A 25,662-nucleotide genomic window follows, 5' to 3' on the forward strand; every position below is an offset into this window, starting at 1 on the left:
AGTCATTCCGCTCTATACCTGCCCATAGCCGATAGGACAGGTTCTAACCGCCTACTTCCGCGCTGCGACCCAATCCGCAAACGTCGCGGTGTCGCTGACCTTCCAGGGCTCGCCCTTCGAGTTCAGGAACAGGCGCTCCATCTCGCTGCGCTTGAACGGCCGCGATCCGACCCGGCCGAAGATAGCGATCTGGTTGCCACTCTCGTCGACCGCGCGGTCGCGATCCAGCCCCTTCGACAGCGCGAGCGCCGGCGAGGGGGTCCTTGCCCAGGCGATCAGCTCGGGCTTGGGCGCCGGTGCGAAGCCGTAGAAATTGGGCTGGCTGGCGGGCGAGGTGAGCTGGATCACCTTAAGGCCGTTGCGGCCATCGGCGACATAAGCGAACAGCGACGCATTGGTGGTGCCGACGATCACGTCCTCGGCATCGTTGAGCCTGCCGTCGAACGTCACCTTCTGGTAGATCACCGGCTTCAACGGCCGCGTGACATTGACGATCACCAGACCGTCCTGCTTCGCTGCCACATAGGCGTAGGTTCGCGCGACATAGACGCGCTGGGCATTGGCGATCGGCACCGTCGCCGAGGGGATCAGCACCGGCCGGTCGAGATGGGTCACGTCGAGCAGCTGGAGCCCCTCGGCGGTGGTCACCCACAGATAGCGGAACTGCAGAGCCGAGGCGCGGGCATCGCGCAGCGGAACCGTGGCAGCGAGCTTCGGATGCTTGGGATCGCTGATGTCGACCACCACCAGGCCGACATCGGCGGCGATATAGGCGTAGTTACCGCCCAGCGTGATGTGGCGCGCGCCGGCGAGGATGTTGTTCTCGTTCCAGGTGACGGTGCGCTTCAGGAAATTGTTGCGCGGCTCGCCATCGCTCAGCGTCTCGACGTTGACGACGATCAGGCCTTCGACCGAGTCCGTGACGAAGGCATAGCGATAGATCTCGCCCATCTTCTGCTCTTCGTTTTCGGGGTAATATTTGATGATGTGATCGTTGCGCTCGGTCGAGATGTTCTGGTCGGTCGGAATCGCCATGCAGGTCGCGTTGGTGCTGCCGACATGATCGTCCTGGCCGAGCGGTGAGAAGGGCGCGGTGAGGATCCGCTGCGAGGTCCCCTTGTTGGCGATCGACGCGACGTCATAGACGCGGAAGCCGCCCTTGCCCTCGGCAACGAAGAAATACTCGCCGCGCAGCTGCACGCAGCGGGCCGCGCCGTCGGTCGGATGATGGGTGTTGGCGAACTCTTCGAGCGAGTCCGGCTCGCCCGACAGCTTCTTGCCGAAGCGCGTGCCGCGTACCCATTCGATCAGCTCGCGGCCATGGTCGAGATGCTGCTTGTACCAGTCGGGATAGGCATATTTGTGGAGATAGGAGCCGATCACCGCCTGTGGTTCGCTCCACTCGGTGACCCGGATCGCCTCGATGCCCTTCTCCAGGCCCGTCCAGGCGTTCATGCCGACGAAGTTCACGAAGTTGGTGCCGAGCAGGTTGAGCTGCGCCATGATCGCATTGTTGTCGTCGTCCGCCGACAGGTGGCAGTCGGTGCACTTCTTGGTTTCGGTCTTCCGCACCGTATGGGGGAAGTGCGGCGCGAATGCCTGGCTCGAGAAGCCCGCCGACGAGAGCGGCGGCTGCTGGATGTAGATGCGCTCGCGGTTCAGGTTGGTCGACGACAGCACCAGCGCCGATGTCGAGCGGACTGGAGCGATGATGTTGCCCTTGGTGGTCTGGTGGATGCCGAGCTGGAACATGTCGTCGCGCGCCACCTGTGGGTTGTAGGTGGCGAAGTTGCGCGTCTCGATGCCGTCATATTTGTGGCTGCTGGTCTTCCAGTTCGCCTCGATCGGCAGATGGCAGCCGCCGCACGATGTCGTCCACGACAAGTGGCAGGTGAAGCAGGCCATCTTGTCGACATTATGGGCGCGGTCCTCCGGCGCGATGCCGGGTCCCCAATCGAACTTGCCGGTTTCGACGCCGACCTTGCCCATCAGCTTGGAACGCGCCGCGAGCGGATTGAAGTGCGCGCTGCTGCGGTCGACCGACTCCTTCACGAGCGAAACCTTCCACTCGATCTTGGGATCGACGATCGAGCGCTGAATAAGCGCGCGCTCGCCATTGGCGTCCACCGTCCACTCGAAGCGGCGGCGGCCATCGGAATTGCGCAGCAGCGACAGGTCGGTGCCGCCGGGCCGTGCCGCCGGGCCGGATGTGCGCAGGGTGGGGAATGCGTCGGGGGTGCCGTGGCAGTCCTTGCATCCGATCTCGACGGCGTTGGCGACCTCGCCATAGATCAGGCCATTGCCATGGCTGTCCTGCGCGAAGTGGCAGTCGGCGCATTGCAGGCCTTTTTCGGCATGGATGTCCATCATGTGGACCGCCTTGCCCTTCTGTTCGCCGACCGGAGCGAACTCGCCCATACCGTTCTTGCGGAATTTTTCGGGATCATCGGGCGAGACGATCTTGCCATTGGCGTCGAGCAGATTGCCCTCGCGGTCGCGCTTGTAGATCGCCCGGAAGTTCCAGCCATGGCCGTGATAGTCGGCGAACTGGGTGTCCTTCGCCTTCGGATTTATGTCGTCATAGACATTACGCAGGAAATCGAGGTCCGACCATTTGCCGATCGCAGCAGCAGCCTCGGGATTGCGCTGCTGGACCTCGAAGCGCTCCTTGATGGTCGGATTCTTCTGATGTTCGGGCCACATCAGCGGCGCGTCGGACTCATAGTCCCACATCGTGTAGCCGAGGTAGGAATTCAGGAAGATGTTGGGCTGGTGCATATGGCAGTTCATGCACTGCGCGGTCGGGATCGCCTTGGTGAAGGCGTGCTGGATCGGGTGACCCTTCTCCTTCATCGTGCCGATCGGATGCTGCGGCACGCCCTCGGCGCCATGCTCGGCCTTGTCGGCATGCGCATCGGCGTCGCCATGCCCGCCGCCGTGACCACCGTCCTTGGGCTCCAGCTTGTCCTTGATGGTCGGGTCAACCGTCGCCGTCTGCCCGTCGCGGCCATATTGCGCATAGCCCAGGCTGTGGGTCGGTTCCCGGTCATTGGCATAGACGACGTGACAGGATGCGCAGCCCGAATTGCGATAATCGCCGGGCTGGTCGTTGGTCCCCATGAACCAGGTGAACGGGTCGTTCAGGCGGGTCTTGTGGATGTTGAGCACCGGGATCGCAACGCGCAGGCCGGTGCCGGGGCCGCGGTTCGACTGCTTTAGGTCGGGGCGGCCCGGCTCCTCGAGGCGCTGGATGCTGCCCGTTGAGTTGGGCAGGCCGATCTCGGCGAAGCTGCTGTTGATGGTGCGGCCGCCGCGTTCGAACACGCGGAAGACGTCGCCGGGCGGGATCACGTGCCAGGTCGGCAGTGGGTACATGACTGGCAGCGCGCCGCGCGCCTTCTGCTCGGGCGTAACTGTCCCGGGAGGGCTGCCCGGCGACTTGATCTGTGCCGGCTCACCCTTCGCGGTATAGGCTTCGCCGAACACATAGTTCTTGTACGGGACGATGCCGTTATTATAGGCGCCGCCGCCCCAGAGCATCGCGCCTGTCGCCATCAGCGACCGCTCTGACGCCTGGATGATCTCCAGGTGGCAGGCGCCGCAGGCCTGCCGCGCGACACGATAGTCGGACGGGTTGACGAAGCGGATATATTCGGGCGCTTCCTTGTTGAGCAAGGTGTAGCTGCGCTTGGGATTGGCCGACGATGGCCAGTTCCAGGCGTGGGGATATTTCGGCAGGACATGCGCCCTGTCGCGGGTGCGGACATAGGCGGCGTCGCTAGCCTTCAGGCCAGCATCGACGCTGACGGTGGCATCGCCGCCATGGCAATCGACGCAACCGAGCACGACCGCTTCGGTGCTGTGCATCGTCTTGCGGTCGGATGCGGTGTGACAGGAGATGCAGCCGATGCTCTTGCTGTCGGCGTCGGTCCATTCCTGGGTGCGCGGCGCATCGGCTACCTTGGCATAGGTGCGCGCCACGGGCTTTTCGCCTTCGGACGCAGGGGCAGGCGAGGGCGCCGAGACGAGGAAGGTGATCGCCGCCGCCAGCGCCATCGCGCCGCGGGCCGCCCACCTCATCGTCCGCATCGATCCCAAAGCCCCCATCGACATCCTCAGTAGGTCAAGATCACGTTGAACAGCACCGAATAATATCGGTCGTCACCGCGAGAATTCGTAACAAGATCGGCAAAGCCCTTGCCGGGATCGAGCACCGCGCCCGACAGCCGGACGATGGCGTTCTGCACCATGCTCGGCCGCCAGATCAGCGCGCTCGACAGGTCCCAACCCAGCGACTTGGGAATGCTGCCCTCGTTGCGCAGTTCGCGCAGCACCGCGGTATTCGCGAACCAGAGATGGTTGATGTTGGTCGACAGGCGCAGTTGCGGCAGGATGTCGAAGTCGGCGCCGACGCCGAGCAGCATCGTGCCCGGATTGTTGAAGTTGGACTGGCCCTCCTCCTTCGACGTGCGCAGATCGTTTAATATGCCGTTGCGCTGGCTGAGCGCGACGTTGACGCCGCCACCTGCGAAGGGAACCCCCTGGCGGATATAGTAGCTGGTGTCGGCGCCGGCGAAGATGGGGTTCTCGAAAATGGCGTCGAAGCCGGTTTCCTTGTTGTCCTTCGCCTTGCTGTCCCCGCTGGCATAGAGGCCGGACAGCTTCACCCGTACCCAGTCGATGTCATAGCTGAGTTCAGCCGCACCAAAAAATGCGCGGATCTTGGCGGGTTTGGACGTGAAGAAGCTGTTCCGGTCCTCCCCGAACACACCATAGAAGCTCGACGAGATGTTGAAGCGCTTGATGCGTCCATCGAGGCTGTAGCCGAGATAGAAGGCGTCATATTCGCGAGGCCGCTGGTCGCCCAGCAGGGCAGGGCGCACCGGGAAGCCATTATGGTCGAACTCGCGCTCCTTCTCACGATTGATGTTCGCGGTGAAGGAGGCGAGCGACGTCAGGCCCGGTAGCGGGAAATCCTGTACGAACACATTTGTGTGGAAGATATAATCGTCGCGCGGCTTTCGGGTGACGTCGTTCAGCCCGCTGTTGGTGTCCTTATCGAGGCGCCAAATCAGCTCGATATTATATTGGTAACGATTATTGTCGCGGTTGCCGAACCAGCGGATGCCCAGCTGATTATCCTGGAAGAGAAAACCACGAAAATCGGCCTGAAAAGGCTGGATGCCGATACGCAACGAGTCGAAATCGAAGCGATCCGAGCGGTTGCCCATATGCTTGTCGACGAAGAATTCCTGTACGCCCAGGAAGGCATCGGTGCGATGGCTTGGTTTGGTCGAGCGAACGTTGAGGACACGACGTTCCTCCACGTTTACATAGTTCACGTTATAAGCCAGCGCGATCTTGTACTCGACATCCGGCGGCTTGTAGGCGGTCGAGCCCTTGGTCAGTCCCGCGCCGAGAATGAAGGTCTGCGCGGCGACAAGGCTGCGCTCGCGGCCGAACTGGCCGATCGCGCCGGGATAGTCGCTGGTCTGGTCCGCCACGGGTGTCGGGAAGGAGCGCGGCTCCAGGATCGTGTCCGAAATCGCGTTCAGCGCGAAGAACCAGTCGTCACCCGTGATGGGCAGGAAGAACGGCTTCTTGTCGAGTTGGATCGGCCGATCGGCCTTCAGGCTGTTCTGGTGATAGGGATCGAACTGCGAGTGGCAGACATTCTGCAGGCCGACGAAATTCTTGTCCGGGCACAGCGCCTTGGCGAGCCGCCAGCGATCGGGGATCGGGAACTCGTCGGTCGGGAAGGCCTCCGGCGGCGGTGCGGAGACAGCACCGACATTGTTCTGCACCACCGGTGCCGGCAGCTTCTCGACATAGCCGGGTCGGCGACGGCCATCGATCGAACTATCCTCGACGGTGGCGGCGGGCGCCGTGGCGGGCACGGCCAGCACACTCGGATCGCTTGCGGCGTCGATCGCTACCGGCTCCGGCGCAGGCGCCGCAGCATCGTCCGGCGCGGCGGATGCGAGGGCAACCGCGTGCAGGAGCAGGGAGGAGAGCGCGGCTGCCATTATTTGCCGTCGCAGACGACTTGTTCGGACGTATCGAGGAACGGCGCGAACGGGCAGTTTACAAAGCGCAGCCTCGTTCCTTGCGGACCGACCGGCACAACGATCTGATCGGCGCGTATCGCCGCCGGCGCGTGGGCGATCGATCCGACCCGGACGCCGCCATTGTAAAGGCCGAGGAACGAGATCATGTCGTCCTGGTCGATGCCGTCACCGGAAACGCCCAAGCCGCCGACGAGCGTGTTTCCACGATAGATCGGCACGGATCCGGGGAAGATCTGAATGCCGTTCTGCAGGCGGTTCTGCGCCTTGCCCGCGACGTCCGGGGTGAAGGTGCAGCGTTGGCGGGTGTCGTTGGCCGATGCGCCCAGCACAAAGCCGAGATGCTCGGCGAGATTGTTGAGGATCAGGGCGCTCTGCAGGCCGGTCGAGAAGGGGCTCCACTGGCTGAACGGTCGCGACAGCGGCCCGTTGGGCTGGTCGGTCTGGCCGTCCGGGAAGAACGGTCGCGACAAATTGCCGCCGGATCGGTCGGCAAACGCAAACTTGCCGGTCAGCGCGGTCGGATCGTTGAGGAAGGTGCGGACCTTCTGGACGAAGGACTGGACATCGGGTGAGGGGTTGCCGAGCAGATCGGCGGCGGCATGCGATCCCGAGAAGAAGGTCGCGGTGCGCGCCTTCTGGATCGACACATCGCTGCCGAAAATAGGCGCGTCGGGCGACCGGTCCTGTCCGAGGATCGAGCCATGGGTATCCACGACGCTCATCGTCACCTGCGCGGGGCTGTCCAGCGGCTTCCGGATCTGCGCGCGCGCGCGGCTCATGATCTTGAAGGCTTCCTCCAGCACCGCTTTGACTTCGGCCGCTGTCAGCGGCGACGGATTGTCGCCGCCGTCGGTGCCGGCGCGGATCGGGTAGCGCGGCTTGCCGGAGCCATCGGTGAAGATGAAGGCGTCGACATTGTCGATCACGACGCCAGATGCACGTTCGGCGGCCGTCGCGGCCCTCACGCCCGAAGCCTCGGTGCCGTAGGGCGTACCGGCCAGGATCGTCGGCGTCGTGCCTTGGGCATAATAGCCGTTGACCGAGACGAGCGATCCGACCGTGCCGTTCAGTGCCGAGAAGGATCGGGCATTGGCCGGGGTCGACTTCACGTCGCTCGGCGACGCGTCGCTGTAGCGCAGCTGGACGACCGCCTGGATATTGTTGCCGCGGATCGCCTCCGGCGCTTCGAAACCGCTCAGCGCCGCCGTCGCGATGATCTCGTCGTCGTCCTTGTCAAAATCATCGACATTGGCGTCGAAGCCATAGAGCCCGTCGGACATCACGCCGATGCCGCCGACGGCGACGCCATTCTTGTAAATCGGAAAGCCGCCGGGATCGGCCGAGAGGCCCAAGGGCGAGCGCTTTGGCCCGATGAGCGCCGCCGGGCCGCCGGCCGTGGTGTAACGCTGGTTGAAATCCGAACAGGGCAACTGGCTGAACTGCACGCCGAACAGTGGCCCACCGGGCAGCATGTTGTTGCCCGGCGGATAATGTTCCTGGACGATGAAGCTGGCCGTGCGCGTCGAGAAGGCATTCCCCGTCGAGGACAGATAGTCGCCGGTAATTGCCTTCGCGATGGCGGCGGCCACGAGCGGATTGCTGCTCGCACTGCCCGGTACGACCAGCCCTTCGACGTCGGTCGGCGTTACTGCGCGATTGGTCGTCTTGATCGTCAGCGTGGTCGGCGCGCCGTTCATCTGGAACACCGCCAGCACATTGCCGACCCGATCGACGATGGAGATGACTGCCGGCTTGTTGCGCGCAGAAGCTTCCTCGATCGCCTGCGACAGGATCTTCTGGACGTCGGCGGTCGTCAGCGACTCCTGCGCCGGCACCGCGTAAACAGGAGTCTGTGACGGTGTAGAGGGCGTGGAGGGCGTCGAGCTCCCACCGCCACCGCAGGAGGTGAGGACGAAGGAGATCGTGGTAAGAACTGCTACAGCACGCGAAGCGAAGGTCATTTGAGAGCCCTTATCGACGCCGCTGCCTGGCTCAGCGCCGTCCGGAATTCTGCGGGACGATAGGCATTGCTGTTGCCGACCGCCTTGTAAGCCCGATCGATGGCGCCGCGTGCGCTGCGCGCGCTGTCTTCGCTGACATAGCCCTGGTGGACGAGGGCGTTGAGCAGGGTATCGATCGCCATCACGGCCTGCGCCGATCCTTCATAATCGGTGAAGCGCGGCGAGATCGCGCTGCCGGCGATGCTGTCGATGATCGCGAAGGTTTCGGTTCGGCCCAGCGCGCTGCTGCCGATCGCGTCGGCCAGGGCATTCGCGGACGCGCCCAGCTTGCGGGCCGCGGCCACCGCAGTGGAGCGGTCCTTGGCGAGTGCAGCGTGGAAGGCGCGCGAGTCTGTGTCGAAACGTGCCGCCATACCCGGCGCGGCGACCTTCGCCGCGGCCGAGAGCATGATCATATTCTCGTCGTTGAACGCAGGCATGCCCGACGGGATCGGTCGGCCTGGATTGGCGACCCAGGTGGCGCGACCAGCCGGTCCGTCGACGATCTGGCGATGGCAGGTCTGGCAGTCGAAGAAGTAGATCTCCGGAAACACGCCTTCTGTGCCGAGCCGCGGGTTAGCGAACAGGGTCGTCGCTCGGCTCACCGCCGTTGCCTGCCCCATAGCCCACAGCTGGACATTGTTGGTGCGGCGCTTGCGCTGGATATAGTCGGCGTCCTCGTCATGGTGCTGCTGAAGCGCCGAGAAAAGATCGAGTTCGAACGAGACGCGCGGATGGCCGGCGGCCATGATCCGGTGCGAGACGAACTGGCCGGGACGATCGCTGCCGAAGTGGCAGTCGAGACATTTCTCGGCGCGCGCGCGCGGCTGATCGAGCGGATACATGCCTCTGGCGACATTGGCCGCATGTGTCTGCCCGACCGCATAATGACTCGACAGCCACTTCTGCGCACCACCGTGGCAGCCTTCGCAGCCCACACCGTCTTCGACATGCCAGCGGGGACCCTTGCCAGCATAAGCGGGATCGGCGTGGCAGCCCAGGCATTCGCCGGCAGAGGTGGCGGAACCGAGGCCCAGCTTGGCAGCGATCGACTGGCCGCGCGCCGATCCGAGCACCGCGAAGGCGCGGCTATGCGCGCCACCCTGGCTGGAGGCGTCCTGCCAATGCAGGATCTCGTCCTGGCGGACGACCTTGCCGGTGGGCTCGCTGCGGCCGTGGCAGGTCGAACCAGAACAGGAGGCGACCCCGACATGGGCATTCGCGGACGCAGCCGAGGCCGACGACGCAGCTGCGCGGTCGGCAGTGCTCGTCAAAGCGAGGATGAAGAGGGCACAGCCGACGAGTGCGGCACCGACGATGCCGCAGACAAAGGACAGCCCGCCCGAGACTTTTCCCCCCAATTCGGCGCTCCCTAAATGCCGACCCCTGTTCGCGACGTCACGCTTGCCCCGGCGTCATCGCTATCATGACTTTGTATCTCTCTTTAGCGTCGCAAGTGCAATCATTCAAAAGCTTATCAAGCGCTTCGGCGGCGAATCACCAGATTGCGAATCTCGGTCATGTCTTCCATCGCGAACTTGACGCCTTCGCGGCCGAGGCCCGAGTCCTTCACGCCGCCATAAGGCATGTTGTCGACCCGGTAGCTTGGCACGTCGTTGACGACGACGCCGCCCACATCGAGATCATCCCACGCATCCAGGATCTTGAAGATGTCGCGCGTGAAAATGCCGGCCTGCAAACCGAATTTGGAGTCGTTCACGATCCGCAAGGCCTGGTGCCAGTCGCTGAACTTGACCAGGAAGGCCGCGGGCCCGAAAGCCTCTTCGCGGTTCAGCTTGGTTTCGGGATCGACATTTTCGAGCAGCGTCGCCTCGAGCATGGCGCCCTCGCGATTGCCGCCGCACAGCAGCGTCGCGCCCTTGCCGACGGCCTCCTGGATCCAGTTGTCGAGGCGCTGGGCCTCCTTCACGTCGATCATCGGCCCGACGAACGTCTTTTCGTCATGCGGATTGCCCGCGATCAGCGTCCTTGTCTTCGCGACCAGCTTCGCCTTGAAAGCGTCGTACACCGCTTCATGGACGAGGATGCGCTGCACGCCGATGCAGGACTGGCCCGATTGATAGAAGGCGCCGAACACGGTGCGCTCCACGGCATCGTCCAGATCGGCATCGGCGTCGATCACCACCGCGGCATTGCCGCCGAGTTCGAGCACGACCTTCTTCTTGCCGGCGCGCGCCTTCAGGTCCCAGCCCACATCGGGGGAGCCGGTGAACGACAGGAGCTTGAGGCGATCGTCGGTGGTGAACAGATCCGCGCCGTCACGCGCGGCGGGCAGGATGGAGAAGGCGCCCTTCGGCAGGTTCGTCTCCGCCAGCACCTCGCCCATGATGATAGCGCCCAGCGGCGTGCGGCTCGCCGGCTTCATCACGAATGGGCAGCCGACCGCAATCGCAGGCGCAATCTTGTGCGCAGCGAGATTAAGCGGGAAGTTGAACGGCGAAATGAACGAGCAGGGGCCGATCGGCACCCGCTTCCACATGCCCTGATAGCCCTTGGCCCGCGGAGAGATGTCGAGCGGCTGAACCTCACCGGTCATCCGCACCGATTCCTCGGCTGCGATCCTGAAGGTATCGATCAGCCGGCCGACTTCGCCGCGGGAATCGTTGATCGGCTTGCCGGCCTCGATGCACAGGGCATAGGCCAGTTCGTCCTTGCGCTCGGTGAAGCGATCGACGCAGTGCTGCAGCACCGCCTGGCGCTCGTAGCTCGCCATCTTTGCCATCGGCTCGGCAGCCTTGACCGCCCATTCGATGCCCTTGTCGATCGTCTTGGCATCGGCCAGCGCGACAAGCGTAGCCACCTCGCCGGTGAACTTGTCTGTCACCTTCAGGTCGGTGTTCGGCTGCTGCGCCTCGTTCGCGAGGTAGAGCGGGTAGGTATCCTGGAGTTTCATGGCTGGGTCGTCCAATTGTTCGTCCCCGCAATGGTGGGGATCCATATGCTCGAAAGCCAGAGGTTATGGATCCCCGCCTTCGCGGGGATGACGAGAGACCTAAACCTTCTTGCTGAGATCCTTGATATCCTTGTTCAGGATCTGGTCGTTCTCGGAATAATCGACAGGGCAGTCGATCAGGTGAACGCCCGGTGTGTCGAGGCAATGCTTGAGCAGCTTGGTCAGATGCTCCGAACTCTCGACCCGATGGCCGATCGCGCCATAGCTTTCGGCATATTTGACGAAATCGGGGTTGTCGTAGGTCAGACCCCAATCGGCGAAGCCCATGTTCGCCTGCTTCCAGCGGATCATGCCGTAGGACGAGTCGTTGAGGATCAGCACAGTGATGTTGAGCTTGAGGCGAACCGCTGTCTCCATCTCCTGGCTGTTCATCATGAAGCCGCCATCGCCGCAGATCGCCATGACCTTGCGATCGGGGTATACCATCGATGACGCCATCGCCGACGGCAGGCCGGCGCCCATCGTCGCGAGCGCATTGTCGAGCAGGACGGTGTTCGCCTGACGCGCCGGGTAGTTGCGCGCGAACCAGATCTTGTAGACGCCGTTGTCGAGGCAGATGATCCCGCTCGGCGGCATTGCTTCGCGGATCTCACGGACCAGGAAGGGCGGGAAGATCGGGAAGCGCGCATCCTTATCGAGCGATGCGGTATGGTCGACCTCGGCCTGACGCGCCTTGGTCATGAAGTCGAAGTTCCACGCGCCCGATGGCACGATGTCTTCCTTGATCTGCCAGACCGCATTCGCGATGTCGCCGATCACCTCGATGTGCGGGAAATATACCGGATCGACCGACGCGGTGTTGGTGCTGACGTGGATTACCTCGCAGCCGCCCTGCTTCATGAAGAAAGGCGGCTTTTCGATCACATCATGGCCGACATTGATGATCAGGTCGGCATGCTCGATCGAGCGGTGGACGAAGTCGCCGGCCGACAACGCGGCGCAGCCGAGGAACTTCGGATGAGTCTCGTCGATCGTGCCCTTGCCCAGCTGGGTGGTGACGAAGGGGATGCCGGTCTTCTCGATGAACTGGAGCAGCATGCGGCTCGTCATCGTGCGGTTGGCGCCGGCGCCGATCACGAGGACCGGTGACTTGGCGGCTTCGATCTTCTTGACCGCAGCGCGAACCGATTTGGGGTCCGCCGTCGGGCGGCGGACCAGGCTGCGCTTCAGCGGGACGCTGTCGGTGTGCTCGTCGGCAATGTCCTCGGGGAACTCGATATGCGTCGCACCCGGCTTCTCTTCCTCGGCGAGGCGGAAGGCTTCGCGCACGCGGCTCGGGATGTTATCCGACGAGGCCAGCTGGTGGGTGTATTTGGTTATCGGGCGCATCATGTCGACGACGTCGAGGATCTGGAAGCGGCCCTGCTTGGATTTCTTGATCGGCTTCTGCCCGGTCACCATCAGGATCGGCATGCCACCCAGGAAGGCATAGGCGGCCGCAGTGACGAAATTGGTGGCGCCTGGGCCGAGCGTCGCCATGCAGACGCCGGTCTTGCCGGTATGGCGGCCGTAGGTGGCAGCCATGAAGCCGGCGCCCTGCTCGTGGCGGGTCAGGATCAGCTTGATCTTGTTGGATCGGGACAAGCTGTCGAGCATGTCGAGGTTTTCTTCGCCGGGAACGCCGAAGATATATTCGCAGCCTTCTTCCTCCAGGCACTGGATGAACAAATCGGATGCTTTGGTCGCCATGCTATGCTCCCCCATTTTGCGCCGCGCCCCTGTTGCGGTTCCGCAAGATCGGCGATTGCTATGTCATTTCGGCGACGGGGAACAGGGTTTTTTACAATCTGTTGCGGATTGATTCCGCACGATTGTTTCAGAGATCGAGAATCCAGTCCCAGTGCATCGCACCGGCCCCATCCATTACTGCAACGCCACATTCTGCCAGCTCGTCGCGGATCCTGTCCGATGCAGCATAGTCCTTCGCAGCACGCGCCTGCTGCCGCGCCGCGATGCGGAGTTCGATGGCGGCTTCGTCGATTTTCGCATCCGCCGGGCGCAGCCGGAGGTCGATTCGCGCGGTGGTTAGCAGCGCCAGCCCCAACGCCATGTCCATGCTCGCGATGACGCGCAGCTTCTCGTCCACCGCGATGCTCTTGTCGGCGAGCGCCTGCTCGAGCAGTGGCAGGGCCTGCGGCACCATCAGGTCGTTCGAAAGCGCCGTGTCGAACTGCGCCAGCAGCGCCTGTGCCTGTGCACCGAGTCCGGCTTCTATGACCGAGCGCTGATAGGTCGCCGAAGCGCCCTTGCTCGCGCCGGCCTCGTCGATCAGCCTTAGCCAGTCGGGCGTGCCTGCCTGGCTACGCAACTGCTCGGTCGCGATGATCAGCCGGGTCAGCCGGGTCAACGCCGCCGCCAGCGCTTCTGCCGAGAACTCCAGTTCCGACCGATAATGCGCGGACAGGCAGAGCAGCCGATAGGCGAGGGGATGCACGCCCTTCTCGACGACGCTGGCAAGCGTCGCGAAGCCACCCTTGGATTTCGACATCTTGCCGCCGCGATCCACCAGGAAGTTGTTGTGCATCCAGAAATTAGCGCCGCTCCGGTCGGTGCCGGTGAACGCCTGGTTCTGGGCGATCTCGTTGCAATGATGGATCTCGCGGTGATCGATGCCGCCAGTGTGGATATCGAACTGGGTGCCCAGATATTTCATGCTCATAACCGAGCATTCGAGATGCCAGCCCGGCGCGCCGGGGCCCCAGGGCGACAGCCATTCCATCTGGCGCTGCTCGCCCTGCGCCGATCGCCGCCACAGCGCGAAATCGGCCGAATTGCGCTTGCCCTCGACCTCGACGATGCGACCGATGGTTTCGTCGGGACGGGCGCCGGCGAGGCGGCCGTAATCTGGCACCTTGGAGGTGTCGAAGTAGAGACCGCTGTCGAGTTCATAGCTCGCTCCGGCGTCCTCGATATCGCGGGCGAAGGCGATCATGTCCTGGATATGATCGGTGGCCACGCTCCACAGCGTCGGCGCCATGATGTTGAGCGCCTTCAGATCCGCCTTGAATGCATCGGTATAGAAGGCCGCGATTTCCCAGATCGTCTTGGCCGCGCGCGCGGCGGCGGCCTCCATCTTGTCATCGCCTTCGTCGGCATCCGAGGTCAGATGGCCGACATCGGTGATGTTGATGACATGATTGACCGGCCAGCCCTTCCAGTTGAGCGTGCGGCGCAGGGTGTCGGTGAACACATAGGCGCGCAGATTGCCGAGATGCGCGAAGTTATAGACGGTCGGCCCGCAGCTGTAGAGCCGGACCATGGCGGGATCGATCGGCTCGAACGCGCGCACCGCGCGGGTCAGGCTGTCGAACAGCATCAGCGGGGCGCCGGAGGGAGCGGTGTCGGTCATGCGGCTCCTATCCCGAAGTGTGGCGCAAAGGACAAGTGGTCAGACGAAACTGAAAATCGCTGCGAATTGGCATTCGATCGCGGCTGGTTCGGCTTGCTCTATCTCGATCTGCTCGACGATCATCGTTCGCTCGGAGAGGACGAGGGCGGCGAAGCTCCCGCCGGGGTCAATCGCCAGACGACGTTCTGCTCGCCAAGGCTTGCCACCTGCATCGGTGCCATCGACTACAATGATCAGCGTTGTATTCTGCGCGCTCTGTCCGTGCCAGATTATGAACGGCCGACCCAGTGCGTAGGGACACTCGAGACTGCGTTCGAATGGTATTCCCCAGCGAGTCAGATCGGCAATCGGTGTTACCGTGATTCCACGGCAAAGCTCTTCCACCGTCTGTTTTGCGAGTTCTGCAGTACAGGCTACGCCGTTCAACGCCGCGTGGCTTGGTCCAATGTCAAGATGGCCGTCCTCGGCGAGCAGTGCCTTGCGCGCGGTTGTCCACAACCGGCTGGTTGTCTTCTGCCAGACATCGCTCGGTGTCAGTTCGGACTGCGCGGACCATGGCGCATGAACGGATAAGCGACCGCGTCGGGCGGCCGTGACGGTCAGCGCCTGCCGGACCCTGGTTCCCATGGCAGCGAGGCTGTCATCATGGACCGGTGTTTCGAACCGATCGAAGTCCGCAAGACTCTTGCCACTGCCGCCATCGGACTGGCCTCGCGCGATTTTTGTCGCGAATTCGGCACGCGACTTGGTGAAGTAATGGTTGATCCTCATGGTGGCGGCGATTGGCTGGGGCTGGATCCACCGTTCGAACGCAGGTTGTCCGGCGCTGTCAACGGTGCGTCCGGCACGCGTCTGGCAATGGTGAACGCCGACGAAGCGCGTCGCCTCTGGTCGGACCACGAACTTCGTCTGAGTATGGGGCTCCGCACTGCGGTGGACAAAATTCTCAATGACCAGACCTTCAGGCTTGGTCTCATGGCCAGAGCTTCCGAAATGGACCCACGGCAACAGCAACTGATCGACGTCGGGCTCGAGTGCACGGAGTACATCAGGGATGTTACAGTTGGCGGGGGGTTGGATGAATTCGTCGACGTCGATGACCGCCATCCATTCACTGTCGCGGCCGAAGATACGGATGGCGTGATTATAGGCCGATAATTGCCCCGGATGCTCTGGCCAATGGATCAACGTCGCACGGCCTTGAGTCAGATAGTCGGCGAGCAGTTCCCAAGGCCTGTCATTGCTGCCATTGTCGTACACATAGACGTGCTCGACTCCCTGCAGGAGATGATATTCGATCCACTCCGCGAGGTAAGGGCCTTCGTCCTTAACAATCACCGTCATTGTAAGGAAGAAACGCTTTTCGGTCGGCATGGGGCTCGGGACATCCGTTGATTACGAAGGCTTGGCTATGTCGCCGATTCCGTAACCCTGCATAAACAGCTCGCTCGGCGATTTCACGGAAAACCGGCAGGTTGCCCCGCCGGTTTTCATCTCCTCCACTGCGGGGTGGATCAGCCCTTCGGATTGCCATCCGGCAAGGCAACGGTCTGGATCAGCAGATCCAGCTGTGCGTTGCAGCCGGCCTTGATCAGCGACTGGGCCATATCCTCGAGCCCGGCGGTGGTCGGCTTCACCACGACGAACTTGAGCGATGTCGGCGCTTTCGCGCCCTCCCAACTCAGCTTGTACTGGCCGCCGTCGGTAACAGGGACGCTCGTTGGCCACAGTGCTGCCGACTGGCCGGCAGCGAGATCGATCGTGCCGGACGCGCCTGCGCCCGAGACGGTTATGGTCGCCGGCTTCTCGGCATCGTGCCGCCAAACCGTCACGGTCGAAGTATCGGCGACGCACATATTCGAACTGCGCGTGAGATCCACATACCAGACGTTCGGGTTGCGACCGCCGGTCTTGTCGGCGCCGCTGACGCTGCGCACGGCCCCGATCCGGGCGCGCCGCTCGCCGCCGCCGGAGACCAGCGCATTGAGCGTGGAGCCGGTGGTAGCCGCCGCCGTTGCAGTTGCGGTTGCGCTGAAAGTGCCGGGGCCACTCAGCGTGCGCGTGCCCTTGCCGTCGAGCAGGACGATCGAATCGCCGGCCTTCAGCACGATCTTGGCACTGTCCGGGATCGCCTTGCCCGCCGGGTACAGCTTGGCGGACGGCCCCGCCGATCGCACCACCAGCGGCGCCGCGACGGCGGTTCCAGCCAGCATCAGGCCCATCAGTGCCGCGACTGCAGCGTGCGGCCGATTTTTATTTATCCAGAGCACTATAACCTCCCGGTCCAACCTTACGAAGCCGCTCTACCAGATTGGTGAGCGCATTATCATCCGGATTCATCGCGGCCATTTGCTCGAACTCGGCCAATACGGTGACATCACCATCGTCGAATCTACGCAGCGCATCTGTGAACTGTTGCACAGCTTCCTCGGAAAAATGCGGAACCGGTTCGAATATGATCATCGGCGTCGACCGACCCGACACCGCGATGCGCCCCATCGGCCTGAAATACGCCATTGTCGACTTCTCGACCACGGTGTCGCTGACCAGGGTCTTGGTCTTGAGATACTTGTTCGCACCTTCCAGCCGTGACGCGGTGTTCATCGAGTCGCCAAGTGCGGTGTACTGGATACGGCCTTCGCCGCCGAAATTGCCGACGATCGCTTCTCCGCGATGGACACCGACTCGCGTGACGCCGATCGGCGGTACGCCTTCAGGCGCATCGCGGCGGAACTGCTCGCCCGCCTCATACATCGCAATCGCGCATTTAACGGCCCGGTCGGCGTCGTCTGGCCGGCTGATCGGCGCGCCCCAGAAGGCGACGATCGCATCGCCGACGAACTTGTCGATCGTTCCGCCATATTCCAGGACTGTCTCCGACAGCACGTCGAGATACCGGTTGAGCAGGAAGGCGACCATTTCCGGCTCGATCTGGTGGCTGAGCTTGGTGAAGCCCTCGAGATCGCTGAACAGGGCGAAAATCTCGCGCTTCTCGCCATGGAGCTGGAGCCGTTCGGGATTTTTCATGATGTCGGCGGCGATGTCGCGCGGCAGATATTTGCCGAGCGCCGACGCCGCGAAGTTGCGCTGCTCCGAGCCTATGCCGCGGGCCGCCGTGCCCACCGCGGAATAGGCGAAGACCCAGCCGATCAGCCAGCCGAACACCGGCAACCCCTGGGTGTCGACATTGTTGAACTGCCATATGAACGGCACCGCAACCACGCCCGCCGCCTGGATGAGCAGCACCAGGCTCAGCTTCCAGATCTTCATGTTGGAGACTGCGGTCAGCGCGCCCAGCATCACCACGCCAATCGCGATCAGCCAGATGCCCCACGCCGGGATCTTGTTCGGCGTGATATTGTCGAGCATCTGCGCCAGCAGTGTGGCGTGAATTTCCAGGCCTATCGTCGTCTCGCCCTTCTGGATGCGCGAGGCGGGAGTGATGAACTGGTCGACATCGGGAATGTCGCCGCCGATCATGATGTAGCGGCCCTGGATCTGCGGCTTGAAAGCCTCGAGCAGATCGGGATTGGCGATCACCTCGATCGGGAACTTGTCGAACACCGGCCGATCCTCGAACTTCGGCAATCGGTAGCGGATCGATCCGGTATAGTCGCGGAAGCGTTCGAAGCCGCCGGTCAGCGAATTGGCCATCAGCGGCGGCAGTTCGCGGGGCTGGTTCGGCCAGCTGCGCATCACTCCGTCATCATCGGCGAGCAGGCGGATGCTGGTTGGGTGGACGTTGCCGGGCTTCGTCTGCTTCAGGAAGTCGCGCAGGAAGGTTTCCTGATCGAGCGTCATGAAGGTCTTGTTGGTCGCGTTCGATGCGAAGCCCAGATAGGTGGGCGTTTTCATCGTCCTGAAGGCGTCGATCAGCACCTGGTCCTCGGGCGTCGGTTGATCGACGAGAATATCGATGCCGATCGCCTTGGGCTCCATCTTGTCGAGTGCGAGCAGGCCCTTGGCGAGCATGGAGCGGTCGAGCGGCGAACGACGTCCGGTCAGGCGGAGCGTGTCTTCGGTGAAGGTCACCATCGCGATGCGCGGGTCGGTTTCGACGCGCGGCGACGCGAGCAGCAGGCGAACGTCGAACAGCGCGCGTTCGGCGTCCTTGGCCAATATCATGTTCCAGCTATAGCGCGCGAACGCCAGGCCAAGGATCAGGAAGATGGCGGTGACGACGAGGCGGGTCGTGCCAATCTGCTTGAGCAGCTTGCGCAGCGCCGGCCAAAACCTGTGCCAGCGCGCCGCCATTGACGCACCCCCGACGCTGTCCGGCATCCCCATCCCCCTGACGCAACCCCGGCTCGATATTAGAGGCTGCGCCGGATATGGGAAGCGCCGAGTTGCGCTTGCATTCGCAGCTGAGGCACGGCACGGTTCGCTATCTGTTCCAGGGATTTACTCGATGTCATCGATAGCTGCGCTCGCACTTCCACTCTGTCTGCTCCTGGGGCTCGCGCTGGGATGGTTGGCGCGCGGGCGGATGCAGGCCGGCGGCACCGCCGAAGCCGCAGACCTGCGCAGGATGCTCGAAACGGCGCGCGATGCGCTCAACCGCTCCGAAAACGAGCGATCCGGGCTCGTCGCCGAGCGGCAGGCGCGGACCGAGGCATTCGAGGCGCAGTTGCGTGCACTCCAGGAGGCGAAGGAGCAACTGTCGGCCCAGTTTGCCGAAGTCGGCGGAAAACTGCTCGATGCGGCCCAGCGCCAGTTCCTCGAACGCGCCGACCAGCGCTTCCATCAGGCCGGCGAGAAGAGCGAAGCTCAGCTCAAGGCGTTGCTGACGCCGGTCGAATCGACGCTCAAGCGCTATGAGGAGGGATTGCAGCGGGTCGAGAAGGATCGCGTCGACAGCTATGCAGGCCTGCGCGAGGCGGTCGATCAGGTCCGGGTCGGGCAGGGGCAGGTCCGCGACGAGGCCGCCAAGCTGGTCAACGCGCTGCGCGCCAGCCCCAAGGCGCGTGGACGCTGGGGCGAGCAGTCGCTGCGCAACGTGCTCGAACAGGCCGGGCTTTCGCCTTATGCCGACTTCGCGACCGAGGTTTCGGTGGACACCGAGGACGGGCGGTTGCGGCCGGACGTGGTTGTGCGCCTGCCGGGCGGGCGCAAGCTGATCATCGACGCGAAATGCTCGTTCAACGCCTATATGGATGCCAGCGAACAGGTCGACGAGGCGCTTCGCCTGACCTTCCTGAAGGCGCATGCGGCGGCCTTGCGGACGCACGCGACCCAGCTTGGCCAGAAAAGCTATTGGGACCGCTTCGGCGACGCCGCCGATTATGTCGTCATGTATATCCCGGGCGAGCATTTCCTGTCGGCGGCGATGGAGCAGGATGCCGAACTGTGGGACTGGGCGCATGAACGCCGCGTGCTGATCGCGACGCCGATCAACCTGGTCGCGCTGGCTCGAACCGTGGCGAGCGTCTGGCGGCAGGAGAAGATGGCCGACGAAGCCCGGCAGATCGGCCAGCTCGGCAAGGAGATGTTCGAGCGGCTATCGGTCGCGGCGACCCACCTTAAGCGCGTCGGCGGCGGCCTCAACAGCGCTGTCGAGAACTACAACAAATTCGTGTCGAGCTTCGAGGGACGCGTGCTGGTAACCGGCCGCAAGTTCCGCGACCTCAACATCGAGACCGGCGGCAAGGAGATCGACGAGTTGCCCGCGGTCGAAACGCGTGCGAGCGAGCCGGTGGTGGAGATGTTGGTCGCGCCGGAAGCGGCGGGGAAGAGCCTGGCGATTTAAGGATTTGTTTGATCCGTCACCCCGGCGGAGGCCGGGGTCTCGGTCGTCAGGGACGGAGTTGACGTCGCGAACCGCGATCGAGATCCCGGCCTCCGCCGGGATGACCGTAAGAGGACCGGGATGACGATGAGCGGCTATGCCTACTACCGCTTCGTCACCGGTCCATAATCCACCGGATCGTTCGCCACCACGTCGAGCAGCGCCGTCCATGCCGCGACATTCTGGCGCAACTGGACGGGATCGATCTTGTCGAGCGTGTCGTCGGGCGTGTGGTGGATGTCGAAGTAGCGCGTGCCGTCCTGGCCCATCGCGATCACCGGCATGCCGTCCTTCTGGATCGCGGAAATGTCCGACCCGCCGGCGTCGCCATTCTTGCCACCCTGGACGATGCCGAGCGGCGCGAGGGCTTCGGCGAGCGGCTTCATCCGCGGCAGCGCGGCGTCCGCGATCGAGGTCTGGAAGCGCCACACGCGATCGGCGCCGAAATCCGATTCGGCGAGGACATGGTGCTTCTCGCCCATATGCCTGGTGCGATAGTCGATACCGCCGAATATGCCGATCTCTTCCGAGCCGAACCAGACAAGCCTGATCGTCCGCAGCGGCTGTCCTGCGTCCATGATCCGCTTGGCCGCGGCGGTGGTAATCGCGACGCCCGAGGCATCGTCGATTGCGCCGGTGCCGAGATCCCAGCTATCGAGATGGCCGCCGACCACCACGATGCCGGCGGCAGGATCGCGGCCGGGGATTTCCGCGATGACATTGCCTGACGCGCGCTTGCCATCCATTTTCGACGTGGCCTTCAGCAGGATCGAGACCGGCTTGCCGCGTCGAAGGATGCGTTCGAGTTGATCGGCATCTGGGTTCGCGAGCGCCAGCGCCGGGATGGGCCTCGCGCCGTCAGCCCAGTCCTGCGTGCCGACATGCGGGTTGCGGTGCTTGTCGGTGCCGATCGAGCGGATCAGGATCGCTGCAGCGCCGAGCTTGGAAGCGATCGACGGGCCGGTGCGGCGGATCGCACCCACCGGTCCATAAGGCGAGCCGTCCTGCGCCGGCGCCATCCGATGGGTAACGAACACGATCTTGCCTTTTACGCTTGCCGGATCGGCGGCCTCCAGCGCGGCGAGGCTGTCGAAGCCGATCACCTCGGCTCTCAACCCCTTGGGGGGCGTCGCGGCGCTGTTGCCGAGTGCCGCGAGAGTCAGCGATTGAGGGTATGGCGCGACGATTTCCGCGCTCGCCTCGCCGCGCTCCCAATAAGGAACCTCGAACCCTTCGATCCGCACATTGGAGAAGCCCAGCGCCTTGAGCTTCGCCACCGCCCAGTCACGGGCGCGAGCTTCGGCTTCGCTGCCGGCCTTGCGCTGGCCGATCTCGGTCGTGAGGCCCTCGGTGATCTCCCACGCCAGACTGTCGCCAAGCGCGGCGTCGCGGAGTTGGGCGGTCTGCTCCGGGGTTGTCTCCGCGGAAAGAGGTAAAGCGAGGGTGATGGAGGCGGCGCCCAGGGCAAGGCCCGCGATCTTGGATAATTGCGTCATGATCTTGAAGCTAGCCAGCGGCTCGCCATTTGCCAATTGCCCAGCCGTCGGTTAGTGGCGGCGGCACATTTCCAGCTTTGATCATCCCATGAGGTCCGCGCCCGATGGCCGTGCAATATAGTTTCGTCATGAAGGGTCTCACCAAGACCTTCCCCGGTGCGAACAAGCCGCTATTCAACAACATCCACCTGCAGTTCCTGCCAGGTACCAAGATCGCGATCATTGGCGTCAACGGTGCCGGCAAGTCGACCTTGATGAAGGTCATGGCCGGCATGGACACCGAATATGTCGGCGAGGCGTGGGCTGCCGAGGGCCTGACGGTGGGCTATCTGGCGCAGGAGCCGCAACTCGACCCGTCCAAGACGGTCAAGCAGAACGTGATGGACGGCGTTCGTCCGGTCGCCGACATGATCGATCGCTTCAATGCGATTTCGGCCGAAATGGGCGATCCCAAGGACGACACCGATTTCGACGCGCTGATGGAGGAAATGGGCGTCCTTCAGGAAAAGATCGACGCGGCCGATGGCTGGACGCTCGACAACCAGCTCGAAATCGCGATGGAAGCGCTACGCTGCCCGCCCGGCGATCTGCCGGTGACCGATCTGTCGGGTGGTGAGAGGCGCCGCGTGGCGCTGTGCCGCCTGCTGCTCGAAAAGCCCGATATCCTGCTGCTCGACGAGCCGACCAACCATCTCGACGCCGAGAGCGTCGCCTGGCTCGAACAGCATCTGATCGATTATGCCGGCAACGTCATCCTCGTCACCCACGACCGATACTTCCTCGACAATGTCGTGGGCTGGGTGCTCGAGCTCGATCGCGGGCGCGGCATTCCCTATGAAGGCAATTATTCCTCCTGGCTCGACTCGAAGTCGAAGCGGATGGAGCAGGAGGAGCGCGAGGACGCCGGCCGCCAGAAGGCGATCAAGGAAGAGCTGGAGTGGATCCGGCAGAGCCCCAAGGCGCGCCAGACCAAGTCCAAGGCGCGTATCCGTGCGTTCGACGAACTGGTCGAAAAGCAGAACAACCGCGCACCCGGCAAGTCGCAGATCGTGATTCAAACCCCCGAGCGGCTCGGCGGCAAGGTTATCGAGGCCCAGGGCCTGACCAAGAGTTACGGCGACAAGGAACTGATCAAGGGGCTCGACTTCACCCTGCCACCCGGCGGCATCGTCGGCGTGATCGGCCCCAACGGCGCGGGCAAAACCACGCTGTTCCGTATGATTACCGGGCAGGAAACCCCTGATTCGGGCTCCATCGACATCGGACCGACCGTCAAACTCGGCTTCGTCGACCAGAGCCGCGACGCGCTCGATCCCAAGAAGAACGTCTGGGAGGAAGTCTCGGAGGGCCATGACATCATGACGGTCGGCAAGTTCGAGATGTCGACGCGCGCCTATGTCGGGGCGTTCAATTTCAAGGGCCCCGACCAGCAGAAGAAGGTCGGCCAGCTCTCGGGCGGCGAACGCAATCGCGTCCACATGGCGAAGATGCTCCGCAAGGGCGGCAACGTGCTGCTGCTCGACGAACCGACCAACGATCTCGACGTCGAGACGCTGCGCGCCCTCGAGGATGCCCTCGAGAATTTCGCGGGCTGCGCGGTGGTGATCAGCCACGATCGCTTCTTCCTCGATCGGCTTGCGACGCACATCCTGGCGTTCGAGGGCAACGGCCATGTCGAGTGGTTCGAAGGCAATTTCGAGAGCTATGAGGAAGACAAGCGTCGCCGCCTCGGCGACGCCGCCGATCGTGCGAGCGCGGGCACCTACAAGAAACTGACCCGGTAAACGTCCGCCGCGCGGGCACCGTGCCCTGCGTCGGTTTGTTGCCCTAACCGTCGTTCCGGCCTCCGCCGGAATGACGGTTAAGTCGTCCAGCTTACATATACTTCATTGGGTCGGGCGTGGGCAGGTCGCACGCGCTTTTGTAGCCCTTCTTGCATTCGGCAACTTGCGCTCGCCAGTCGCGCATCGCCATCGCATAGGCTTCCTGCTGGCGGATAAAGGTCGCATCGGTCGAGAGAACCTCGCGATGATGGTCCCGCAGCGCCTGCTGATAAGCCGCCTTGTCGGCCTCATATTGCGCCTGATTGGCATCGTTCTGCGCCGCCACAGCCGACTGGGCCTGCGTCACCGCGGTGCCGACCTGATTGTTCAACGCCTTGGTCTGGGGAACTTCGCGGGCGTCGGCAGCCTGATGGGCCGCATCACTCTTGTTACTCAACTGCGCGCCGAGCGGAGCGACCGCGATCAGCGCAGTGATGGCGAGGATGGAACGGGCGAACATGCTAAGCTCCTTTGATACTACGGAGCCAAAACGATCGATGCCCGGGCGCGTTCCCGAAGGCGGCCGCCCTATGCCGGCGAGAAAGTGCCGCGCTGCTCGTCGAGGAGGTGCAACTGCCCAGTGGCGACGGCGAAATAGGCGCCGTGGATGCGCAGTTTGCCGGCGCGTTCGCGGATCGGGACGCAAGGGAAAGTGCGAAGATTCGCGATCGATACCTTGACGGACTCGAACTCCATCGCGCGGACGGCTTCCTCGCCATGCCCATGTTCGGCGACGACGCGCTCGCGAGCTTCGTCGAGCAGCGACATCCATTCGGCGATGAAGCCGCCTTCGCCGGGGGCACTATGCTCGAACCGCTGGGTGAGCGCCGCCGCGCAGCCGCCGCAGCTCTGGTGGCCCAGCACGACGATCTCCGGGATTTCGAGCTGCGTCACCGCGAACTCCAGGGCTGCGGAGACGCCGTGGCGTCCGGGCGTGGTTTCGAACGGCGGCACCATGTTGGCGACATTGCGCACCATGAACAGCTCGCCCGGTGAAGTGTCGAAAATGATCGCCGGATCGACCCGGCTATCCGAGCAGGCGATTACCATCAGCTTGGGGTTCTGCGCCTCGGCCAGTTCGCTCCAGCGCGCGCGCTGCTGCTGCCAGCCATTTTCCTTGAAGCGGCGGTAACCATCGATGAGTGCTGCAAAGTCGGTCATGGGCTGCGCCCTAATGATGGTCGCGGGGGCTGGCAAGTGGGCGGCACATGGCTTATCTGGCTTGCCATGAGCGACGCCCTCCCGAACCCAGCCGCGCTGCGGCCCCGCAAGCCCGATTGGATCCGCGTGAAGGCGCCAATGGGCAAGACCTTCAACGATACCAAGGCGCTGATGCGCCGCCTCAATCTCGCGACCGTATGCGAGGAGGCGGCGTGCCCCAATATCGGCGAATGCTGGACCAAGAAGCACGCGACGGTGATGATCCTGGGGGACACGTGCACCCGGGCCTGCGCCTTCTGCAACGTCAAGACCGGCATGCCGCGGGCGGTCGACCTGTCCGAACCGCAGCATGTCGCAGATGCGGCCGCCGAACTTGGCCTCGAACATATCGTCGTCACGTCGGTGGATCGCGACGATCTGGCCGATGGTGGCGCATCGCAGTTCGTCAAGGTGATAGAGGCGCTGCGCCGCACGACGCCGACCACCACGATCGAGATCCTGACGCCTGATTTTCGCAACAAGGCGGATGCGGCAATCGAAGCCATCGTTGCCGCACGCCCCGACGTCTACAACCACAACCTGGAGACGGTACCGAGGCTTTATCCGACGATTCGTCCCGGTGCGCGCTATTATGCGTCGCTGCGCCTGCTGGAGACGGTCAAGCGGCTCGATCCGACGATCTTCACCAAATCCGGGATCATGGTCGGTCTCGGTGAGGAGCGGCTCGAGGTCCATCAGGTGATGGACGACATGCGTTCGGCCGGGATCGACTTCCTGACGATGGGCCAATATCTCCAGCCTACTCCCAAGCACGCCAAGGTGATCGACTTCGTGCCGCCCAAGACATTCGACGCTTATGCTGCGATTGCACGTGCGAAGGGTTTCCTGCTGGTCGCTGCGTCCCCGCTCACCCGGTCGAGCTATCATGCCGGTGACGATTTCGTGAAGCTGCGCGATGCGCGCAATGCCGAACTGGCGCGCAAGGCACCCGTCTCGGTCGCCTGAC

At 63.4% G+C, this 25,662-nt stretch carries 16 protein-coding genes; 3 read left to right on the forward strand and 13 right to left on the reverse strand.

Features of this window, described 5'->3' with window-relative positions; all coding sequences use genetic code 11:
* Nucleotides 1-51: 51 nt before the first annotated feature.
* The 10 genes from AAC645_RS01230 to AAC645_RS01275 form a co-directional block, all read right to left on the reverse strand.
* The gene (locus AAC645_RS01230) at nt 52-4,080 is read right to left on the reverse strand and encodes a multiheme c-type cytochrome (RefSeq protein ID WP_340313330.1); all 4,029 of its coding nucleotides are present in this window, start codon (nt 4,078-4,080) and stop codon (nt 52-54) included.
* A 35-nt stretch (nt 4,081-4,115) separates the two neighbouring features.
* Nucleotides 4,116-6,026: a hypothetical protein gene (locus tag AAC645_RS01235; protein ID WP_340313232.1), complete on the reverse strand. Its 1,911-nt coding sequence runs from the start codon at nt 6,024-6,026 to the stop codon at nt 4,116-4,118.
* Nucleotides 6,026-8,029 carry a GlcG/HbpS family heme-binding protein gene (locus tag AAC645_RS01240; RefSeq protein ID WP_340313233.1) on the reverse strand — a complete coding sequence of 668 codons (2,004 nt, stop codon included), beginning with the start codon at nt 8,027-8,029 and terminating at the stop codon, nt 6,026-6,028. Before AAC645_RS01240 ends, AAC645_RS01235 begins: the two co-directional genes overlap by 1 nt.
* Nucleotides 8,026-9,429, reverse strand: a complete 1,404-nt coding sequence (locus AAC645_RS01245) for a multiheme c-type cytochrome (protein WP_340313234.1) — start codon at nt 9,427-9,429, stop codon at nt 8,026-8,028. The genes AAC645_RS01240 and AAC645_RS01245 overlap by 4 nt, the downstream gene beginning before the upstream one ends.
* Nucleotides 9,430-9,545: 116 nt before the next feature.
* Complete coding sequence (locus AAC645_RS01250; protein WP_340313236.1) at nt 9,546-10,982, reverse strand: aldehyde dehydrogenase family protein; 1,437 nt, start codon at nt 10,980-10,982, stop codon at nt 9,546-9,548.
* A 99-nt stretch (nt 10,983-11,081) separates the two neighbouring features.
* Nucleotides 11,082-12,731, reverse strand: coding sequence for an acetolactate synthase large subunit (locus AAC645_RS01255; RefSeq protein WP_340313237.1), 1,650 nt, complete (start codon nt 12,729-12,731; stop codon nt 11,082-11,084).
* Nucleotides 12,732-12,858: 127 nt separating this feature from the next.
* On the reverse strand, nt 12,859-14,391 hold the full coding sequence (cysS, locus tag AAC645_RS01260; protein ID WP_340313238.1) for a cysteine--tRNA ligase: 1,533 nt from the start codon (nt 14,389-14,391) through the stop codon (nt 12,859-12,861).
* Between the two features lie 39 nt (nt 14,392-14,430).
* The gene (locus tag AAC645_RS01265) at nt 14,431-15,765 is read right to left on the reverse strand and encodes a glycosyltransferase family 92 protein (protein WP_340313239.1); all 1,335 of its coding nucleotides are present in this window, start codon (nt 15,763-15,765) and stop codon (nt 14,431-14,433) included.
* Between the two features lie 140 nt (nt 15,766-15,905).
* Entirely contained in the window at nt 15,906-16,661 is a 756-nt protein-coding gene (locus AAC645_RS01270) for a hypothetical protein (RefSeq protein ID WP_340313240.1), read from the reverse strand.
* The gene (locus tag AAC645_RS01275; RefSeq protein WP_340313241.1) at nt 16,645-18,672 is read right to left on the reverse strand and encodes an adenylate/guanylate cyclase domain-containing protein; all 2,028 of its coding nucleotides are present in this window, start codon (nt 18,670-18,672) and stop codon (nt 16,645-16,647) included. The genes AAC645_RS01270 and AAC645_RS01275 overlap by 17 nt, the downstream gene beginning before the upstream one ends.
* Nucleotides 18,673-18,799: 127 nt before the next feature.
* Between AAC645_RS01275 and AAC645_RS01280 the strand changes: the two genes are divergently transcribed.
* Nucleotides 18,800-20,137, forward strand: a complete 1,338-nt coding sequence (locus AAC645_RS01280) for a DNA recombination protein RmuC (RefSeq protein WP_340313242.1) — start codon at nt 18,800-18,802, stop codon at nt 20,135-20,137.
* A 143-nt stretch (nt 20,138-20,280) separates the two neighbouring features.
* Here AAC645_RS01280 and AAC645_RS01285 read toward each other — a convergent pair whose 3' ends face one another.
* Entirely contained in the window at nt 20,281-21,672 is a 1,392-nt protein-coding gene (locus AAC645_RS01285) for a M28 family peptidase (RefSeq protein WP_340313243.1), read from the reverse strand.
* 104 nt (nt 21,673-21,776) lie between these two features.
* On the opposite strand from AAC645_RS01285, the gene ettA reads away from it, so the two are divergent.
* On the forward strand, nt 21,777-23,456 hold the full coding sequence (gene ettA, locus AAC645_RS01290) for an energy-dependent translational throttle protein EttA (protein ID WP_340313244.1): 1,680 nt from the start codon (nt 21,777-21,779) through the stop codon (nt 23,454-23,456).
* Nucleotides 23,457-23,547: 91 nt separating this feature from the next.
* Here ettA and AAC645_RS01295 read toward each other — a convergent pair whose 3' ends face one another.
* The gene (locus AAC645_RS01295) at nt 23,548-23,955 is read right to left on the reverse strand and encodes a hypothetical protein (RefSeq protein WP_340313246.1); all 408 of its coding nucleotides are present in this window, start codon (nt 23,953-23,955) and stop codon (nt 23,548-23,550) included.
* A gap of 68 nt (nt 23,956-24,023) precedes the next feature.
* Complete coding sequence (locus AAC645_RS01300) at nt 24,024-24,656, reverse strand: carbonic anhydrase (RefSeq protein WP_340313248.1); 633 nt, start codon at nt 24,654-24,656, stop codon at nt 24,024-24,026.
* Nucleotides 24,657-24,722: 66 nt separating this feature from the next.
* Here AAC645_RS01300 and lipA point away from each other — a divergent pair, with 66 nt between their 5' ends.
* Nucleotides 24,723-25,661: a lipoyl synthase gene (gene lipA / locus AAC645_RS01305; RefSeq protein ID WP_340313249.1), complete on the forward strand. Its 939-nt coding sequence runs from the start codon at nt 24,723-24,725 to the stop codon at nt 25,659-25,661.
* Nucleotide 25,662 lies beyond the last annotated feature (1 nt).

The organism is Rhizorhabdus argentea (assembly GCF_037861105.1).
GTDB lineage: Bacteria > Pseudomonadota > Alphaproteobacteria > Sphingomonadales > Sphingomonadaceae > Rhizorhabdus > Rhizorhabdus argentea.

What these genes read in the sequence shown, in the direction of transcription:
- lipA (WP_340313249.1), top strand. Translation starts at nt 24,723, where the DNA reads ATGAGCGACGCCCTCCCGAACCCAGCCGCGCTGCGGCCCCGCAAGCCC.
- AAC645_RS01240 (WP_340313233.1), bottom strand. Translation starts at nt 8,029, where the DNA reads ATGACCTTCGCTTCGCGTGCTGTAGCAGTTCTTACCACGATCTCCTTC.
- AAC645_RS01265 (WP_340313239.1), bottom strand. Translation starts at nt 15,765, where the DNA reads ATGCCGACCGAAAAGCGTTTCTTCCTTACAATGACGGTGATTGTTAAG.
- ettA (WP_340313244.1), top strand. Translation starts at nt 21,777, where the DNA reads ATGGCCGTGCAATATAGTTTCGTCATGAAGGGTCTCACCAAGACCTTC.
- AAC645_RS01280 (WP_340313242.1), top strand. Translation starts at nt 18,800, where the DNA reads ATGTCATCGATAGCTGCGCTCGCACTTCCACTCTGTCTGCTCCTGGGG.
- AAC645_RS01250 (WP_340313236.1), bottom strand. Translation starts at nt 10,982, where the DNA reads ATGAAACTCCAGGATACCTACCCGCTCTACCTCGCGAACGAGGCGCAG.
- AAC645_RS01300 (WP_340313248.1), bottom strand. Translation starts at nt 24,656, where the DNA reads ATGACCGACTTTGCAGCACTCATCGATGGTTACCGCCGCTTCAAGGAA.
- AAC645_RS01275 (WP_340313241.1), bottom strand. Translation starts at nt 18,672, where the DNA reads ATGCCGGACAGCGTCGGGGGTGCGTCAATGGCGGCGCGCTGGCACAGG.
- AAC645_RS01235 (WP_340313232.1), bottom strand. Translation starts at nt 6,026, where the DNA reads ATGGCAGCCGCGCTCTCCTCCCTGCTCCTGCACGCGGTTGCCCTCGCA.
- AAC645_RS01255 (WP_340313237.1), bottom strand. Translation starts at nt 12,731, where the DNA reads ATGGCGACCAAAGCATCCGATTTGTTCATCCAGTGCCTGGAGGAAGAA.
- AAC645_RS01295 (WP_340313246.1), bottom strand. Translation starts at nt 23,955, where the DNA reads ATGTTCGCCCGTTCCATCCTCGCCATCACTGCGCTGATCGCGGTCGCT.
- AAC645_RS01230 (WP_340313330.1), bottom strand. Translation starts at nt 4,080, where the DNA reads ATGAGGTGGGCGGCCCGCGGCGCGATGGCGCTGGCGGCGGCGATCACC.
- cysS (WP_340313238.1), bottom strand. Translation starts at nt 14,391, where the DNA reads ATGACCGACACCGCTCCCTCCGGCGCCCCGCTGATGCTGTTCGACAGC.
- AAC645_RS01285 (WP_340313243.1), bottom strand. Translation starts at nt 21,672, where the DNA reads ATGACGCAATTATCCAAGATCGCGGGCCTTGCCCTGGGCGCCGCCTCC.